Raw genomic sequence first — 16861 nt, forward strand, 5'->3', positions numbered from 1 at the left:
GTCGAGGTGGCGCATTCACCCACTGACAACTCCAATGGCCGATTTTTGCGCGAACCCAGGGTTTGGCTCCCAGGGTCTACGCAAAGTAGCGCCGACCACCCCCGCACCCGCCTAGAACGCGTGCTCCGGCCCCGGGAACTCCCCGGTGTGCACGGCGCGCTTGTAGTCGGCGGCCGCGGCGGCCAGATCCGCGCCCACCGAGCCGAACTTCCGGACGAATTTCGCGCGGTGGTCGCCGGCGGGGATATCCGCCATGTCGTGCCAGACCAGCACCTGGGCATCGGTGTCTGCACCTGCGCCGATGCCGACGGTCGGGACGGGGCACGAGGCGGTCAGTTCCGCCGCTAAGTCCGCGGGGACCATTTCGAAGACCACCATGTCGGCGCCGGCCTCGACGACCGCGTTGACATCGTCACGCAGCTGATCGGCCCCGGCGTCGCGGCCCTGGACCTTGAACCCGCTCAAGTTGTCCACGGACTGCGGGGTGAATCCGACGTGGGCGCACACCGCCAGACCTGCGTTTTTGAGCGCCCGGATGCGCGGGGCGATCCGCACGCCTCCCTCCAGCTTCACCATGTGGGCGCCGGTGCGGCTGATCAGGCTGGTGGCGGTGCGGACGCATTGGTCGTCGCTAGCCTCGTAGCTTCCGAACGGCAGGTCCATGATCACCAGCGCATGTCCCGCGCCGCGCACGACGGCCGCGCCGAGGAATGCCATCTCGTCCACGGACACCTGGTTTGTGGTGTCGTAGCCGTAGACCACGTTGGCCGCGGAGTCGCCGACCAGGAGGCACTCGATGCCGGCCTGGGAAAACACCCTCGCGGTGGCGTAGTCGTACGCGGTGAGCATCGCCCACTTCTCGCCGTCGGCTTTCTTGCGTGCGAAATCAGCGACGCGCACTTTCTTGGTGGGGGCAAGGTATCCAGTCACGCATGCAGTCTAGGCCAGCGGGTTTCCCCGCTGCCGTCTCGCATGTACGACCGTCACCTGCACGTATCCCTTTTAATATGCCGTAAATCTTTGGCGTCCCATAAGTGTGATGGGTAACATACTTAGTGACATTGCATACCCGTAGACAAGGAGTCCCCTATGACCGTCCCAACAGCAATGCGCGCAGCCGTGGCTGAGCAATTTGGCCCAACCGTCAACGTCAAAGAGATCGACCTGCCCAAGCCGGGCCCGTTCCAGGCACTGGTGAAGCTTCACGCTTCCGGGATCTGTCACACCGACCTGCATGCGGTTGAAGGCGACTGGCCGGTCAAGCCACAGCCGCCGTTCGTGCCCGGCCACGAGGGTGTGGGCGAAGTTGTGGAGCTCGGGCCAGGAGAGCATTCGGTGAAGGTGGGTGACATTGTCGGCAACGCGTGGCTGTGGTCCGCGTGCGGTGAGTGCGAGTTCTGCCGGACGGGGCGTGAGACGTACTGCAAGCAGGCGGAGTACGGCGGCTACACCCAGAACGGTTCGTTCGGTGAATACATGCTGGTGGACACCCGCTACGCTCCCCGCATCCCGGATGGCGCTGACCCAGTTGAGGTCGCACCGATCTTGTGTGCTGGCGTGACCGTCTATAAGGGACTGAAGGAAGCCGAGACTAAGCCGGGCCAGTTCATGGTGATCTCCGGTGTCGGCGGTCTGGGTCACCTGGCGGTGCAGTACGGCGTGGCGATGGGCATGCGCGTCATCGCGGTGGATATTGCGGACGACAAGCTTGAGCTGGCCAAGCAGCTGGGTGCCGAGTTCGCGGTGAACGCAAAGACCACGGATCCAGGCGAGGCGGTGCAGGAGTACACCGAGGGCGGCGCTCACGGCGTGCTGGTCACTGCAGTGCACCCGGACGCGTTCGGGCAGGCGATTGCGATGTGCCGCTCCAACGGCGCCATCGTCTTCAACGGCCTGCCGCCGGGGGAGTTCCCGGCGCCGATTTTCGACATTGTCCTGCGCGGCATCACCATCCGCGGCTCCCTGGTGGGCACCCGCCAGGATATGGCGGAAGCGCTGGACTTCTACGCACGCGGCGAGGTTAGGCCGCACGTGACCGCTTGTGAGCTGGATGATGTCAACGAGGTGTTTGAGAACATGCGCAACGGCAAGATTGCTGGCCGTATGTCGATCAAGTACTAGACTGCCGTGCATGCAGGCAACCACCACTATCCTCACCCGCGTTGCAATCCCGGGCGTTGAGAGCGAGCAGCTGCAGGCGCACCAGATTGGGCAGAATCATTTTGTGGTGGCGAGCGTGCCGTTCGTGGATACGACGCTCGCGATGGGCGACATCGTGGAGTGCGTGACGGTTGGCGGCGCGTTCCATGTGGACCGGGTGGTGGTGCGCGGCGGCGCGTCGACGGTGCGTGTGCTGCCGGAGGACCCGGAGGGCCTGGACCCGGACGAGATCGCCGGCACGCTTTTGGCGTTCGGTTGCCGGGTGGAGCTCGGCCCGGGCGGCATGCTCGCGGCCAGCATCGGCGCGGATTGCCCGCGCGAGGGGATCACGGAGTGGCTCAGCGGCTTGGAGGAGCAGGGCACGATCCAGCTCGCTCCCGGGTACATGGCGTAAAACACCGTTACACTTGCGGCCATGAGCGTCTTTGTCTCCGCCGCTGAACTCAACGAGCGAATCCAGACTGGCCAAAAACAGACCATCATCGCCGCGCTGTGGGAGCCGAAAGCGGGCAAAGCGTGGTCCAAATTCCAATCGGAGCACATCCCGACGGCGCTGTACTGCGACCCGTCGGTGCAGCTTGCCGGCTTGCCCGGCCGTGCGGTGGGCCGCAACCCGTTGCCCAGCATTGACGTTGTCAGGAAAGCGGCCGCGAGCTGGGGCATCGAGGACGGCCGCCCGGTGTACATCTACGACGGCGGCAACGGCCTGTTCGCCGCCCGCGCATGGTGGATTCTGCGCTGGGCGGGTGTGCGGGACGTGCACATTCTCGACGGCGGCTTCGCCACCTGGGACGGCGAAGGCTTCCCCACGGTCGCGGGCCCGGGAGGCATCGTCGTCCCGCGCGGCGTCGAGCTCACCGAGGGCAACTTGCCGTCCGCCACGATGGAAGACGTCAGAGCATTTGAGGGATTGCTTATCGACGCCAGAGGTGCCCGCCGTTTCCAGGGCCTCCGCGAGATCCTGGACCTGCGCGCCGGGCACATCCCAAGTGCCCGCAACCTGCCGGTGAACGACCTGTTCGACTCGGAGACCCACAAGGTGAAGGACACCGACGAGATCCGCGACCGCTTCTCGCAGCTGGGGGTTACCCAGAACACGGACCCAGCCGGCGTGATCACTTACTCCGGTTCTGGCAACCACTCCGCCCTGCTGCTGGCCGCGATGGAGCACGCAGGCCTGCCGCTTTTGACGCACTACGTGGGGGGCTGGTCCCAGTGGAGCGCGAACCGCGACAACCCGGTGGCGACGGACATTTAGAAGCGGGGCGCGCGGTAGCATAGTCCGCGATGGTCATCCTGCTGTTCGTTCTCGCACTCGCGGCGCTGCTTGCCGCCGTGGCGCTGTTCGCATCCGACGCCCGCGAGCGCAGCACACAACCAGAAACGCCCACCAAACCGGCCAAGCCCGCTAAACCGGCTAAGCCCAGCAAGCGCGCCCGCCGCGCCTGGGCCCGCGAACACGGCTACGCGTTTGCGTCCAGCGACGACATGCTGGCCAGCGAGTGGTCGCGCGGCGCCGCCGCCGGGGGAGCGCCCGCCCGAAACGTTGCCACCGGCGCCGCCTACGGGCACGACGCGCATGTGGCGGACCTGGGTGAGGCCACCGTCATCGCCATGGGCACCGGCGCCGAGACCAGCGCGGTGGTGGATTTCCGCCGCACGGATTTCGCGGCGGAAGGCTCCGACGACCTGGTGGAGCTGGACACGCACCATGGGTTCACGTGTTTTGCGACGCAGGCGGGGGCGGGCCGTAGGTTCGTCGATAAGCGAGTGCTCACCGCCCTCGAACAACTTCCCGCCGCCGTGCAGGCAGTCTGGTTCGAGGGCGCGTGGGCGATTGCCCAGCTGGGCCGCGACGCTACCCCGCAAGATTGGGACGCCACCCTCGCGCCCCTGGCGCTGCTCGCGGACGCGGCCCGGACGCTGCCGCCTATCGACGACACCCCGCTGAACCTCCCATTCCCCACCCGCGAAATCCCAGGACACGCCCCCGCGGCAGTACCTGAGGCGGAGGACGAGCCGGTGATGCAGCGCCCGGAGGATCCCGTGGAGCTGCCGACGCGCACCACCGGCGGCGAGCGCGGTGAGGTGGCAGACCACACCATCGGCGGCGACGACGTGGAAGCCATCGCGGGCGACGAGCGCCGCGTGGTGGACCTGACCCGGGTACGCCGCATGCAGGGCCCGAGCTCAATTTTCGACGACAAGGAGTAAAACGATGAAGGAAAAACTCGCTGAGCTGGTCAAAGAGCTGGCAGTGGTGCACGGCAAGGTGACTCTGTCTTCGGGCAAGGAGGCGGACTACTACGTGGATCTGCGCCGCGCGACGCTGCACCATGAGGCCAGCCCGCTGATCGGCCAGCTGCTGCGCGAGCTCACCGAGGATCTGGACTTCGACGCCGTCGGCGGCCTCACCCTGGGCGCCGACCCGGTGGCCACCGCCGTCATGCACGCCCCCGGCCGCCCGATCGACTCGTTTGTGGTGCGCAAGGAGGCGAAGAAGCACGGCATGCAGCGCCGCATCGAAGGCCCGTCCATTAAGGGCAAGCGTGTGCTGGTGGTCGAGGACACCACCACCACCGGCAACTCGCCGCTAACCGCCGTCGAGGCTTGCCGCGAGGAGGGCGCCGAGGTGGTCGCCGTGGCCACCGTCGTCGACCGTGCGACCGGCGCCGACCAGGTGCTCCGCGACGCCGGCCTGGAGTACCGTTTCCTCCTCGGACTCGAAGACCTGGGCCTTGCCTAGCTCGTCTGACGGGGAGCTCCGCGGACCCACCGAGTGGAACGAAGGCCGCCACGGCGTCGGCCCCTGGGAAGGGGAGTGGCCCGATGACCCCCGCCTGGACCCGGAGTTTCTCCGCGACGGCGACCGCCGCAACGTCGTCGACGCGTACCGTTACTGGTCGCTGGACGCCGTGGTGGAGGACCTTGACCAGCGCCGGCATCCGTTCCACGTGGCCATCGAGAACTTCGAGAACGACATGAACATCGGCACCGTGGTGCGCACCGCCAACGCGTTTTTAGCCCGCGAGGTGCACATCGTGGGGCGCAAGCGGTGGAACCGGCGCGGCGCGATGGTCACGGACCGCTACCAGCACATCCGTCACCACGAAACCGTCGCCGACCTCATGGAGTGGGCCGCCGCGGAGGGCATCCCGGTGGTCGCCATCGACAACACCCCCGGCTCCGTGCCACTGGAGACCGCCGGGCTGCCCCGCGAGTGCGTCCTGCTGTTCGGCCAGGAAGGCCCCGGCGTGACCGAGGCTGCCCAAGAGGCGTCGGTGATGACCTGCTCGATTGCCCAGTTCGGCTCCACCCGGTCCATCAACGCGGGCGTGGCCGCCGGCATCGCGATGCACGCCTGGGTCCGCCAGCACGCGGACCTCTCCCAGGCGTGGTAACCGTGCCGCATCCGCCCGAGTTTCGCAAAACTTTACATGCGTCAGAACTTATAATCTTCTGACCTGCACGTTTAAAGTTGAACGACCGTATCAATTGTCAACTTTTGCACATTTCGTTTAGTCGCCGCCACCCAAAACCCCAAAAAACCCGCCAGAACCGGTGAAGCGAAACCAACGCGTCTGGCAATATAGGTACGAACCGTTAGAACCCGAGGAGTCCCCCTGTGCCGGAAACGTGGGCGCACCGCGCCGACCTGGCTGAATCTGCCGTAAATGAGCGCCACGCTCACAAACTCTGGGGCCTGCCCAAAACCAACCTTGCCGTGGTGGCGTGGCCGCCGGGCCCCAAGGACCGCTTCTTTTGGCATTGGCATTACTGGTGGCAGGCGCAGTATCTGGACTGCCAGGTTGATGCCGCCACCCGCCGGGAGACCAAGGCCCGCCGCCGCCGGATCGCGGACACGCTGCGCGGGGTGCAGCGCCGCAACCGGGGCAAGCTGCTCACCAACGTCCACTACGACGACAAGGCGTGGTTGGCATTGGCATGGAACCGTGCGACCCACATCGGCGGGATCAAGCGCAACCGCCACTTGGACGACCTGGAGTTCGACCTGCTCGCGGGCATTGACCCGGTCACGGGTGTCCTGCCCTGGCGGGGCGGTGAGACGTTCTACAACGTGCCGTCGAACGCCACCGCGGCGCTGCTGTTCGCCCGCACGGGCCGCCTGGATAAGGCGCGCGAGATCGTGGACTGGATCTTCGACAATCTGGTGCGTGAGGACGGCCTGCTCGACGACGGCATCCGGATGCGCATGAGCGGACCGGAGGTCGTCGATAAGATCTACACCTACAACCAGGGTACCGCGCTCGGAGCGAGCCTGGAGATCGCACTCGCGCTGCGCGAGGACGTGGGCCTGGCGCACGACGAGCAGATCGATTCCTTCGTCTACTCGGAGCGTGCGGACGCGTCGATGTTCTACATCACCCACATCCGCGCGATTGTGCAGGCGGTTGCCCTGCACCTGGCCACCCCGCAGGGCGTGCTGCTCAGCCCGCCGGAGGAGTCGGGCGAAGGCGACGGCGGCCTGTTCAAGGGCATCCTCGCGCGCTACCTGGCGGAGGTTGCGCTGCGGTTGCCGGAGGATTCGAAGGAGAACATCGCCACCCGCAAGATCGCGGCACGGCTGGTCATGCAGTCGGCGGAGTCCCTCTGGTCGCACCGCTTGGAGGTTGACGGGCTGCCGGTGTTCGCCGCGGAGTGGACGCAGGATGCGAAGTTGCCGCACAACTACGGGCTCGGGCCTTCGTCGATAAGCGAGGCGGTGGGGCTCGTGCGTATCGACGAGCGCGACCTGTCCGTCCAACTGTCCGGCTGGATGCTGCTGGAGGCGGCGGCGAGGGTGGCTGCAGCGCAGGCGTAAAACGGGCATACTAGGGGCGTAACTGCAACCCCTAGCAGGAGGATTTCCATGCCTATCGCAACCCCCGAGGTTTACAACCAGATGCTGGACACCGCCAAGAAGGGCGGCTTCGCGTTCCCGGCGATTAACTGCACCTCGTCGGAGACCATCAACGCGGCGATCAAGGGTTTCGCGGAGGCGGAATCTGACGGCATCATCCAGTTCTCCATCGGCGGTGCCGAGTTCGGCTCGGGCCTGGGCGTGAAGAACAAGGTTGCGGGCGCGAAGGCGCTGGCGGCGTTCGCGCACGAGGTGGCGGAGCACTACGACGTCAACATCGCCCTGCACACCGACCACTGCCAGAAGGAAGTGCTGGACGACTACGTCCGTCCGCTCATCGCCATCTCCCAGGAGCGCGTGGACCGCGGCGAGCTGCCGCTGTTCCAGTCCCACATGTGGGACGGCTCCGCGGTGCCGATCGACGAGAACCTCGAGATCGCCCAGGAGCTGCTGGCGAAGACGAAGGCAGCGAACATCATCCTCGAGGTGGAAATCGGTGTCGTCGGTGGCGAAGAGGACGGCGTTGAGGCGAAGGCCGGCGCGAACCTGTACACCAACGAAGCTGATTTTGAGAAGACCGTTGACGCCCTCGGCACCGGCGAGAACGGCCGCTACCTGCTGGCGGCTACCTTCGGCAACGTCCACGGCGTATACAAGCCGGGCAACGTGAAGCTGCGTCCGGAGGTCCTGGACATGGGCCAGAAGGTCGCCGCCCGCAAGCTCGGCCTAGACGAGGGTGCCCAGCCCTTCGACTTCGTCTTCCACGGCGGCTCCGGTTCGGAGAAGGAGAAGATCGAGGAGTCTCTGCGCTACGGCGTGATCAAGATGAACGTGGACACCGACACCCAGTACGCGTTCACCCGCCCGGTCGCGGCCCACATGTTCTCCAACTACGACGGTGTGCTCAAGATCGACGGCGAGGTGGGCAACAAGAAGACCTACGACCCGCGCTCCTACCTGAAGAAGGCGGAGCAGGCCATGTCCGAGCGCGTCATCGAGGCATGCCAGGACCTCCACTCCGTGGGCAAGTCCGTGTCCAAGTAAGCACTTGCTTCTCGACGAAACCTCCGGCCCTCCCCGGAGGTTTTCCTTTTGCCTTGTTTTGGCCAGGTGCGAGCCGCCCCCTGGTACGAGCCACCCCTGCCTAGCGGGAACCACACCAGCCCCAACAGTTTCCTGCGCCACACCCGCCCCAGGCCGTGGGCCCGTGTTTGCAAAAGTTTGCATGCGTGAGGTCTTATAGCCTCCTGGCCCGCAAGAATAAACCTGAACACCCGTCCAGGATGTCGACTTTTGCACGTTTCGTTTAGGCCTCGACCGTTCTCGCGCCCGCCCGTAGCCTTCCAACCTAGACTGTCTAACCATGGCGAAGCAGAGGATGAGTACGCGCGAGCGTCTCCAGCTGGTGGACAAATCGTTGCAGGCGCGCCTGAAACGTGTGCGCAAGCGTCTGCTCCCGATCCTGCAGATCGGTTTAGCGGCCGGCCTCGCGTACTTCTTGGCCCGTGACGTCGCCGGCCACCCGCGCCCGTTTTTCGCCCCGATCTCGACGGTGATCATTATCGGCATGACGGGCGGAGACCGTGTTTCTAAGTCCGTGGATATGGCTGTTGGCTGCATTCTCGGTGTCCTGGTTGGAGACCTCATCTTCTACCGGCTCGGCGACGGTGGCTGGCAGATCGCGGTCATCGTCGCCGGTTCACTGCTGATCGCGTCGTTCTTCTCTAGCTCAGTCCTTGTGAACAACCAGGCCGCGATCGGCGCGATCCTGATCGCCACAATCATGCCGCCGGGCGCGGAGGTCACTGGCCTGGACCGCACGGTGGACGCGATCATCGGCTGTCTGGTCGCGATGGCCACCATTGCGCTGATCCCGCAGGCGCCGATGCAGTCGGCCCGCGCCGAGGTGTCGAAGGTGCTGGGAATTATGTCGTCGGTGCTCGACGATGTCTCGGACGGCCTGCGCGACAACAACCCCGACGTCATCGACGAGGCGCTCGAGCTCATCCGCGGTTCCCAGACCGGTATCGATGACCTCGCCTCTGCGGTGAAGGCCGGGCAGGAAACGTCGCGTGTCTCGCCTTTTTTGTGGGGTACGCGCCGCTACATTAACTCGCTCGCCCGCGTGATCCCGCCCGTCGATAATGCGGTGCGTACGGCGCGAGTGCTTGCACGCCGGGCGCGTGTGCTTGCCGACGACAACGATTCCGCCACCCCCGCCCAAATCCAACTCCTGGACACCCTTTCCCAGGTGTGTCTGGAGCTTTCCGAGGTCTACGACGTCAATTCACGCGTTGCCCAAGCCACCGTCATTCCGCAGTGCGTCAACGAGCTGCGCCAGGCCGCCCAGGAGGCTGGCATGGACGTCATCCCGGAGGACGGGGTGCTGTCCGCGTACGCCATCTTGGCGCAGACCCGCTCGCTGATCGTGGACCTGCTGATGGTGTGCGGCATGTCCCACGAATCGGCGCTCGCGGCCCTCGCGCCCACCTCGAAGACGCCGAGGGTCGAGCCGGAAACCTTCGACTTCGACTAGCGTGCCTGGCGCTCGCGGCCCTCGCGGTGCTTTGATGCTCCGCACCCGTTCTGGCCCGCCCCCGTGCCCTGCGCTCTGCCGCCGGCCGCGCCCCGCCCCGTGCCGTGCCGCCTCGTTTTCCGCGTTTCCAGCTATCAGGGTCCAGCTAATCGCTCCCCAGGAGCCGAGTAGCTGGACCCTGCTAGCTGGATCCGCGGTTTGGGGGGTGCGGAGCGGCCCAGGCGGAGCTGGCGGCTGGGGCTTGAGGCTTGCTGCCCGCACAGCAAAAACCCCGGCTGGGAAGGAAATCCCAGCCGGGGTTTGGGGCGTCTAGCGCTTAGTGTTTAGCGCTTGTCGGTGTCGATGTCGCCCTCGACAACGCCGTCGGTCTCGAAGCGCTCCTTGCGGACGTCCTCGGTGACGCGCTCGGTGTCGCGGACGGTGTCCTTCTCCAGGGAAACCTTCTCCACCGGGACGGACTCCTTGGAAACGTTCACGCGCTCCTCGGAGAGGGTGACGGAAGCTTCCTGCTCGCCGATGTTGCCGTCGTAGTTAGCGCGGTCAGCGTCGGTGATCGGCTCGCGAACAACGCGGACCTCTTCGCGCTCAACCGGGACCTCGACGGTCTCGGTCTCGTTGACCACGTACTTGCGCAGGCGCACCTGGCCGGACTCGACGCGGTCCTTGGAGACGTTCAGCTGCTCCTCGGAGCGGATGATCTCGCCGTTGTCTGCAACGTCGCGGCGGTCAGCGTCGACAACGTCGCGGCGCTGTGCGTCGACGTCGGTCTCGACGTTGCGCTCGCCAGCAGCGTAACCAGCACCTGCGCCTGCACCAGCAGCGCCGGTCTCTGCGAAGCGGTTACCGGTCTCGTAGGTGGTCACGTCCTGGGTGTTCTCCAGGCCGTAGTGGCGGTAGAACGCGTCCTGGTCCTCGGTGGTGAGGTGGCCGTTCTCGTCCAGGTCCGGTGCGTCCTCGATGCGCTCCTTCGGGAATGCGAGGTGCAGCTCGCCGTCACGCAGGGTGTGGCCGCGCAGCGGGACGATGGAGTCGCCGCCACCGAAGAGGCCGTGGTTGACGGAAACGAAGTCCGGCTGGCCGGTGGTGTCGTTGACGTAAACGTCCTTGACGCCGCCAACCTTGTCGCCGTCGACGTCGAAAGCGGTAGCGTTTGCCAGGTCCTCGATGCGGTTGAAGTCAGCCATGATTTCTCCTTAAAGATTTCGGCTAGTAAATTTGTCTTGCTCCGCAGTTTCCGTCTGAAGCGGTCCTTGCGGGAACAAATCCGAATGTAGGGAAGGCCCCGACCCCGTGTCTGAACGGGCGTCCAAAACTGGCCCCCTGAACAAAAGTTCGAGCGACAAACCCCCCAGTTTCAGGTAGCCCCGTAAATCTGTCCGTGACGTGGGCATTTGCCTATCGACGGCACCGAAAACGAAAACATCTACAACACTTTCAAATACCGGCGAGGTAACGAAACGCTAACCAAACGCCACAAAAATCCCACTGTGAGATAAATCACGTTTAGGGATTTAGGGCTCTCGCACGCTCTGGATGTCGCGTAAATGGCGGTAGAAGGTGACCCGGGAGACGGGTCGGGGGCGCAGAATGCCGTCGATAAGTACTGCAATTTCCTCGCCCCCGGACTGCAGTGCGCGGCCCGCGAGCACCCGGGTGGAGTCGGTGCGGCGCACGGGAAGCCGCCGGAGGAAGCGACGCGTGGGCACAAGCGGGCTGGTGAAGGGGACCGCGACCAGCCCGGGCGCGTCCACGGTGGGCACGAGCCGTGCGCCAAACTCGCTGCCGCCGACGAGCACCTCCGAGTCCACCACAACCTCGCCGACGTACGGCGCGGAGCCGTCGCCAGTAAATAGCTCGGCGGAACCCGCGACCACCTCGCCGAAGTCCGTGCGCACGCAGGGTATCGGCCGCACTGCCCCCTCGACCGCGAGCGCCGCATCGCCGGCGCCCCACATCACAGCTGCGGGCGATTGCCTATCGACGGGCACGTACCCGACCTCCACCCACATCACATCCGCCCGCATCAGGCGGGTGAGCACGAGCCCCAGGGCGCGGTCGTCGCCGGAGACCACCACGCGCACCGGCTCGGCGGGCCGCTGCGGCGCAAAGGCAGGCTCTCCCAGGTGGGACACGTTGGGGCTGGCCTGGATCTCGTCCAGAGACGGGGTGGGGTCCTCCGGCAGCACCTCGCGCGCGATGTCCGCTAGAAACTTCAGGTCCCGCTGGCTGGGGTGCTGCGGAAGGTCGAAGCGCTGGGCGCCGGGGATGACGGGCGCGTCGCCGCACGCGCAGTGGATGAGCCGCATGGCGCTCACGCTACAATATGGCCGTTATTGCGCCATATATAAGGAGTGTGCGATGTCCGCCATCATCATTGTGGGCGCCCAGTGGGGCGACGAGGGCAAAGGCAAAGCGACCGACATCCTCGGCGGCAAGGTCGATTACGTGGTTAAACCCAACGGCGGCAACAACGCGGGCCACACCGTTGTGGTGGGCGGGGAGAAGTACGAGCTGAAGCTGCTGCCCGCCGGCGTGCTCAGCGAGAACGCCACCCCGATCCTGGGCAACGGCGTGGTGGTGAACCTGGAGGCGCTGTTCGAGGAGATCGACGGCCTGGAGGCCCGCGGCGCGAACGCGTCCCGATTGAAGGTGTCCGCCAACGCGCACCTGGTGGCCCCGTACCACCAGCAGCTGGACCGCGTGCAGGAGCGCTTCCTGGGCAAGCGCGCCATCGGCACCACCGGCCGCGGCATCGGCCCCACCTACGCCGACAAGGTCGCGCGGGTGGGGCTGCGCGTGCAGGACGTCTTTGATGAGTCCATCCTGCGCCAGAAGATCGAGTCCGCGCTGGACGTGAAGAACCAGATGCTGGTGAAGATGTACAACCGCCGCGCGATCTCCGTGGAGGAGACCATGGACTACTTCGGCCGCTACGCCGAGCGTCTCGCGCCCATGGTGGTGGATGCGGAGCGTGTGCTTAACGACGCCCTGGACCGCGGCGAGCACGTCCTCATGGAAGGCGGCCAGGCCATGATGCTGGATGTGGACCACGGCACCTACCCGTTTGTCACGTCCTCCAACCCGACCGCCGGCGGCGCCTGCGTGGGCTCCGGCATTGGCCCGACCCGCATCACCGGCGTGCTGGGCATTATTAAGGCGTACACCACCCGCGTTGGCGCAGGTCCCTTCCCGACGGAGCTGTTTGATAAGTGGGGCGAGTTCCTCCAGGTCACCGGCGGCGAGGTCGGTGTGAACACCGGTCGTGTGCGCCGCACCGGCTGGTACGACAGCGTGATCGCCCGCTACGCCTCCCGCGTCAACGGCTTCACGGACCTGTTTTTGACCAAGCTGGACGTGCTCACCGGCATCGGTGAGATCCCCATCTGCGTGGCCTACGACGTGGACGGCAAGCGTTTCGACGAAATGCCGCTGACACAGACCGACTTCCACCACGCCGAGCCGATCTACGAGACTATGCCGGCCTGGGACGAGGACATCACCGAGTGCCGTACGTTTGACGAGTTGCCCCAAAAGGCGCAGGACTACGTGCTGCGTCTGGAGGAGCTCTCCGGCGCGCCGATCTCCTACATCGGCGTCGGACCGGGCCGCGACCAGACCATCGTGCGCCACGATGTGATGGAGCGCTAACAAGAGTGTATGCCTTGAACGTTTGTCCCGGTTACCCCCGCTGCTAGGCGGCGAACTCACAGCAAACGGTTAAGCAATAGTGCGGTTGTGCCTGAGCCGTTGCCGTTGGGTTCGGTTGGAACTGAGTTCCCGGGCAATGACGTTGCCCCGTTGTTCAACGATCTGCCCGACAGCATGAAGGAGGGCACTGAACCAGTGTTCTCCGCTTCGGATCTGCCAGACGGACTGGACATCGATCCGAAGACCGGCAAGATCACCGGCAAGCCGACCACCCTGGGTACCACTGAGGTCATCGTGACTCGCGAGGTCGAGGTCATGGTCGAGCAGGATGTGCCTGTGCTTGACGACGACGGCAACCCGGTCTACAAAAACCCGGACGAGGAAGATCCGGAAAAGCGTGTTGAGAAAACCGAGAAGAAGCTCGTTTTGCAGAAGCGTAAGGAGCAGGTGGTCACCAAGATCACGGTGACGACACCAAGCTGTCCGACGGTGTTGTCGGTGAGCCGTACGAGCAGGACGTGAAGCCGGACGGCTTTGACAAGCTGCCGTAGGGCTTCGAGCTGAAGAAGGACTCCATCAAGGTTGAGGGCCTTCCGGAGGGCCTGGAGCTCAAGGACGGCAAAATCACCGGTACGCCGAAGAAGACGGTCGACGCGTCCGAAGAGAAGCCCAACGTCACCGTCACCTACACGTTGGTGGCGGTCTCGCCCTGATCGCCGCTGGCATCCTCGCCGGCACGATCATTTACGACAACTGCTCGCCGGATGGTCGTTCGTCCATCACAAACCTGGAGTTGAAGGGTTCTTCCGGTAAGACATATGCAGGTTCTTCCGAGCAGAAGTAACCTTTAGCCGGTTCGCTGCCCCGCATCCCCGTGTTTGGGATGCGGGGCAGTGGTGTTTGTGGCCATGTTGCTTAACGACGGCCCCACGTCCGCCAACTACCCCCTAATGGAGAGTAATGCCGAACCTGAGAAAACTCTCACCTTCGGGTGTTTTGCCTGTGCAGCCATAGAAAGGCACATCGGTTGGATTGTGGAAGAACGTCACGGCATCCTCGGGAGACCCGCGTCGGTCCCGACGTGCATTTTGCAGTGGTTGTAAAGGGACGTGAATGGAAAAACAAAGCACAAAGATGTATTAACGTCCAAGAGTTTTGTGTGCTGACTGCACTGCGTAAGTGCTGCTGAGGCTGCAAGGGGGAAGAGCGTCGGACTGCTTGGGGAAACTTAAGAAACCTGACCGCTAGTTGTAGGCAACTGGAATAGTCATTGCGGATGAATGTCTACTTCTTTACGCTTGGCTATGTCAGCTCTGTGGGGTACGTGTCTGTCTACGCCACACAGGGAAGGGCTCATCTAACCGAATAATCATTTTCGAGGAAGGAATTTTTCGGTGAAGAAGAATTACAATGCACGTCGTCGTGGCACGTCGGTTGCTGCGGCCGCGTTGTCGTTTGCGTTGGTTGCGCCGTTTGCGCAGCCGGTTGCGGTTGCACAGGAGGCTCCTGCTGCTGTTGCAGGTGCGGATGCGGCGAAGCCGGAGGCTACAGCTGCCGCGGGTGAACCGTATGCTGATGCGATTTACTCGCCTGGTGTAGTCAATGGCAAGAAGACTGTTTCAGGTACGGTCCTGTTCTACGACCAATTCCCGGGATCGTCGAATGGTAATACCGCTGCAAAGGGTGACTTCGGTAAGGCGCTGCCTGCAGCCGGCTCCGGTCTGGGGGAGAACTTTAAGGGCGCGACTGTCTACGCACAGTGGTTTGAGAAGCCGGCCAAGGGCAAGACTGGTGACAATCCAGCGGTTGCTTCGCCGGTGTACAAGACGACTGTGAATGAAGACGGTACGTACGCAATTAACATGCGTCCGTATATCGATTCTGATGGTAAATACCGTGAGTTTCACGCGCAGTACAACACCGCTGCTGGCGGTCGTGGCCAGAAGGTGAAGATCTGGGTCGACGGCTATGACCGTGACGAATACGAGATGGTCCGTGGCTACGGTGAGCGTCAGGTGCCGGATGGCACTGTTGCGGACTCTACTGGTGGTGCCGGCTGGGGCTCCGGTGCGGCTCAGCGCTCCTTGGCTGGTGCGCACCAGGTTTTCGTCAAGCGTGCTAATGCAGAGCAGATGCTTGGCGACGAGTCCGAGTGGCGCAAGATGGATGAGACCGAAGTGGCCGCCAACGGTAAAGAGGGGGGTTCCTTCTACGGTAAGGCGTACTGGAACCTGAATCAGGGGCTAGGCGGTCTTGGTCAGAAGGAGATCGTCGGCGATAAGGATGATCGTCGTATCGAGGGTCTTCAGGTTGTTGCGGCGTACCTTTCCGATAAGGCAGTGCTTGAGATCCAGAAGCACGTTGAGGAGAACAAGGGCACGGAGTACCAAAACCATGACCTGCGTAGCTCCAGCTGGGATGTCAATGATGAGCTGAAGCTGCAGGCTTGGATTAACGAGCAGATCGCGGAGAATCCGGATTGGATCGCTGAGCGCGTCGTCACGGAAACTGACGGCAATGGCGACTACTTGATTCAGTTCAAGGGCACGTACGGTATTAACCCGAATAAGGCGGGCAAGGTTGCTCCTGAGCTTGCAGGTACGGTTGCTGACAGCTTTGCGGATGGCGTCTTTACAAATAATCAGATCTCCGGCCGTGAAAATGCGAAGCACGTGAACTGGGACTGGTTGTTTGTCGACGCGCCGAACCTGCCAACCGGTGTTTCCAATATGGGCGCATGGCGTGGCAATGTTTGGCAGGGTCTGACATCTAACCCCTGGGGTATCGCTGATATTGGTGGCGTTTCTGGCACGCCGTACGATATGCGCGGTATGCAGAAGGCGAGCCTGAGCCCGAATTACAATGTTGGTTCGTGGGATATGGCGTTGATGCCGAACCAGATCCACTTTGCGGTGGATAAGTATGACTCCTTGACGAACTTTGCTCGTCCGGGTGATAAGACTCACGCGTTTACCAACGGTCTTCCTGGCTTTAACCTGAGTGCTCTTTACCAGGTTGAGTGGAAGGATAGTGACGGCAATGTGGTTAACACCTGCAAGGCTGTTGATGCTGAGGGCAACCTGATTGAAGATGAGGACTCGCTGGGAATGCCGGCGAAGTCCGATGGTTCTCTGCCGAACTGTGAGATCACGGTTCCGGAGGATCTCGACAAGATGACGACGTACACGGCTACCCTGTATGGCATCGATGCCAATGGTGACCGAGTTGCTCTCGCGTCGGACTCGTTTACTGCATTGGTGAAGACGGCTGCTGAGGTTTCTCCGCAGTATGATCCGACGTTTGCTGAGGTCGGCACTAAGGTGACGACTGGTAAGCCGAAGTTCGTTGATGCGTTGTCGGGTGAGCCGATTGATCCGGCTGATGAGCGTCTTGCAGGTGCAACGTACGTTTTGCACGAGGATGCGTTGCCGGAAGGCTGGGTCTCTCATGGTATCGACGCTGAGACCGGCGAGATTACGGTTACGCCTGGTCCGAATGGTATCGACGGTGAAGAGCTCAAGCCTGGTGACACGGTAAACCTTCCGGTTCGTGTTGAGTACGCCGACGGCACTGCCAATGGTGCGTTTGCGCCGATCATCATTGGTGAGCAGAAGGACTTCTACGAGCCTGAGTACAAGGACAAGGAGGGCAAGCCG

The 16861-nt window shown here is 63.6% G+C and carries 15 protein-coding genes; 12 read left to right on the top strand and 3 right to left on the bottom strand.

What is annotated here, in order from left to right; genetic code table 11:
- Window positions 1-111: 111 nt before the first annotated feature.
- On the bottom strand, window positions 112-930 hold the full coding sequence (gene panB / locus HMPREF3151_RS07405; protein ID WP_070474918.1) for a 3-methyl-2-oxobutanoate hydroxymethyltransferase: 819 nt from the start codon (window positions 928-930) through the stop codon (window positions 112-114).
- Between the two features lie 159 nt (window positions 931-1089).
- Between panB and adhP the strand changes: the two genes are divergently transcribed.
- The 9 genes from adhP to HMPREF3151_RS07450 all read left to right on the top strand — a co-directional run bounded on the left by adhP (window position 1090) and on the right by HMPREF3151_RS07450 (window position 9557).
- Window positions 1090-2121 carry an alcohol dehydrogenase AdhP gene (gene adhP, locus HMPREF3151_RS07410; protein WP_070474919.1) on the top strand — a complete coding sequence of 344 codons (1032 nt, stop codon included), beginning with the start codon at window positions 1090-1092 and terminating at the stop codon, window positions 2119-2121.
- 10 nt (window positions 2122-2131) lie between these two features.
- Window positions 2132-2554, top strand: coding sequence for a DUF4265 domain-containing protein (locus HMPREF3151_RS07415; RefSeq protein ID WP_035000158.1), 423 nt, complete (start codon window positions 2132-2134; stop codon window positions 2552-2554).
- Window positions 2555-2575: 21 nt separating this feature from the next.
- Window positions 2576-3418 carry a sulfurtransferase gene (locus HMPREF3151_RS07420; RefSeq protein ID WP_070474920.1) on the top strand — a complete coding sequence of 281 codons (843 nt, stop codon included), beginning with the start codon at window positions 2576-2578 and terminating at the stop codon, window positions 3416-3418.
- Window positions 3419-3447: 29 nt separating this feature from the next.
- Window positions 3448-4374 carry a type III secretion system chaperone family protein gene (locus HMPREF3151_RS07425; RefSeq protein ID WP_083290241.1) on the top strand — a complete coding sequence of 309 codons (927 nt, stop codon included), beginning with the start codon at window positions 3448-3450 and terminating at the stop codon, window positions 4372-4374.
- Window positions 4375-4378: 4 nt separating this feature from the next.
- On the top strand, window positions 4379-4906 hold the full coding sequence (pyrE, locus tag HMPREF3151_RS07430) for an orotate phosphoribosyltransferase (RefSeq protein WP_070474921.1): 528 nt from the start codon (window positions 4379-4381) through the stop codon (window positions 4904-4906).
- Complete coding sequence (locus HMPREF3151_RS07435; RefSeq protein ID WP_070474922.1) at window positions 4899-5561, top strand: TrmH family RNA methyltransferase; 663 nt, start codon at window positions 4899-4901, stop codon at window positions 5559-5561. Before pyrE ends, HMPREF3151_RS07435 begins: the two co-directional genes overlap by 8 nt.
- A gap of 224 nt (window positions 5562-5785) precedes the next feature.
- Window positions 5786-6982, top strand: a complete 1197-nt coding sequence (locus HMPREF3151_RS07440; protein WP_070474923.1) for a glycoside hydrolase family 76 protein — start codon at window positions 5786-5788, stop codon at window positions 6980-6982.
- Window positions 6983-7030: 48 nt separating this feature from the next.
- Window positions 7031-8065 carry a class II fructose-bisphosphate aldolase gene (gene fbaA, locus HMPREF3151_RS07445; RefSeq protein WP_070474924.1) on the top strand — a complete coding sequence of 345 codons (1035 nt, stop codon included), beginning with the start codon at window positions 7031-7033 and terminating at the stop codon, window positions 8063-8065.
- Window positions 8066-8384: 319 nt separating this feature from the next.
- On the top strand, window positions 8385-9557 hold the full coding sequence (locus tag HMPREF3151_RS07450; protein ID WP_070474925.1) for an FUSC family protein: 1173 nt from the start codon (window positions 8385-8387) through the stop codon (window positions 9555-9557).
- A gap of 323 nt (window positions 9558-9880) precedes the next feature.
- Here HMPREF3151_RS07450 and HMPREF3151_RS07455 read toward each other — a convergent pair whose 3' ends face one another.
- Entirely contained in the window at window positions 9881-10741 is an 861-nt protein-coding gene (locus HMPREF3151_RS07455; protein WP_070474926.1) for a PRC and DUF2382 domain-containing protein, read from the bottom strand.
- Between the two features lie 327 nt (window positions 10742-11068).
- The gene (locus HMPREF3151_RS07460; protein WP_070474927.1) at window positions 11069-11863 is read right to left on the bottom strand and encodes a hypothetical protein; all 795 of its coding nucleotides are present in this window, start codon (window positions 11861-11863) and stop codon (window positions 11069-11071) included.
- Window positions 11864-11915: 52 nt separating this feature from the next.
- Here HMPREF3151_RS07460 and HMPREF3151_RS07465 point away from each other — a divergent pair, with 52 nt between their 5' ends.
- From HMPREF3151_RS07465 to HMPREF3151_RS07475, 3 genes are all read left to right on the top strand, one after another.
- Entirely contained in the window at window positions 11916-13205 is a 1290-nt protein-coding gene (locus HMPREF3151_RS07465; protein WP_070474928.1) for an adenylosuccinate synthase, read from the top strand.
- An 87-nt stretch (window positions 13206-13292) separates the two neighbouring features.
- The gene (locus HMPREF3151_RS07470) at window positions 13293-13727 is read left to right on the top strand and encodes a putative Ig domain-containing protein (protein ID WP_070474929.1); all 435 of its coding nucleotides are present in this window, start codon (window positions 13293-13295) and stop codon (window positions 13725-13727) included.
- Between the two features lie 872 nt (window positions 13728-14599).
- Window positions 14600-16861 (top strand): Rib/alpha-like domain-containing protein (locus tag HMPREF3151_RS07475; RefSeq protein ID WP_305764326.1); only part of this gene is annotated, 2262 nt, incomplete at its 3' end.

It is taken from the genome of Corynebacterium sp. HMSC05H05, assembly GCF_001807265.1.
Taxonomy (GTDB): domain Bacteria; phylum Actinomycetota; class Actinomycetes; order Mycobacteriales; family Mycobacteriaceae; genus Corynebacterium.

Bases quoted from the DNA above. Each gene is read 5' to 3' on its own strand.
- HMPREF3151_RS07450 (WP_070474925.1), top strand. From the start codon at position 8,385: ATGGCGAAGCAGAGGATGAGTACGCGCGAGCGTCTCCAGCTGGTGGAC.
- adhP (WP_070474919.1), top strand. From the start codon at position 1,090: ATGACCGTCCCAACAGCAATGCGCGCAGCCGTGGCTGAGCAATTTGGC.
- HMPREF3151_RS07415 (WP_035000158.1), top strand. From the start codon at position 2,132: ATGCAGGCAACCACCACTATCCTCACCCGCGTTGCAATCCCGGGCGTT.
- HMPREF3151_RS07455 (WP_070474926.1), bottom strand. From the start codon at position 10,741: ATGGCTGACTTCAACCGCATCGAGGACCTGGCAAACGCTACCGCTTTC.
- pyrE (WP_070474921.1), top strand. From the start codon at position 4,379: ATGAAGGAAAAACTCGCTGAGCTGGTCAAAGAGCTGGCAGTGGTGCAC.
- HMPREF3151_RS07425 (WP_083290241.1), top strand. From the start codon at position 3,448: ATGGTCATCCTGCTGTTCGTTCTCGCACTCGCGGCGCTGCTTGCCGCC.
- fbaA (WP_070474924.1), top strand. From the start codon at position 7,031: ATGCCTATCGCAACCCCCGAGGTTTACAACCAGATGCTGGACACCGCC.
- HMPREF3151_RS07420 (WP_070474920.1), top strand. From the start codon at position 2,576: ATGAGCGTCTTTGTCTCCGCCGCTGAACTCAACGAGCGAATCCAGACT.
- HMPREF3151_RS07465 (WP_070474928.1), top strand. From the start codon at position 11,916: ATGTCCGCCATCATCATTGTGGGCGCCCAGTGGGGCGACGAGGGCAAA.
- HMPREF3151_RS07460 (WP_070474927.1), bottom strand. From the start codon at position 11,863: ATGCGGCTCATCCACTGCGCGTGCGGCGACGCGCCCGTCATCCCCGGC.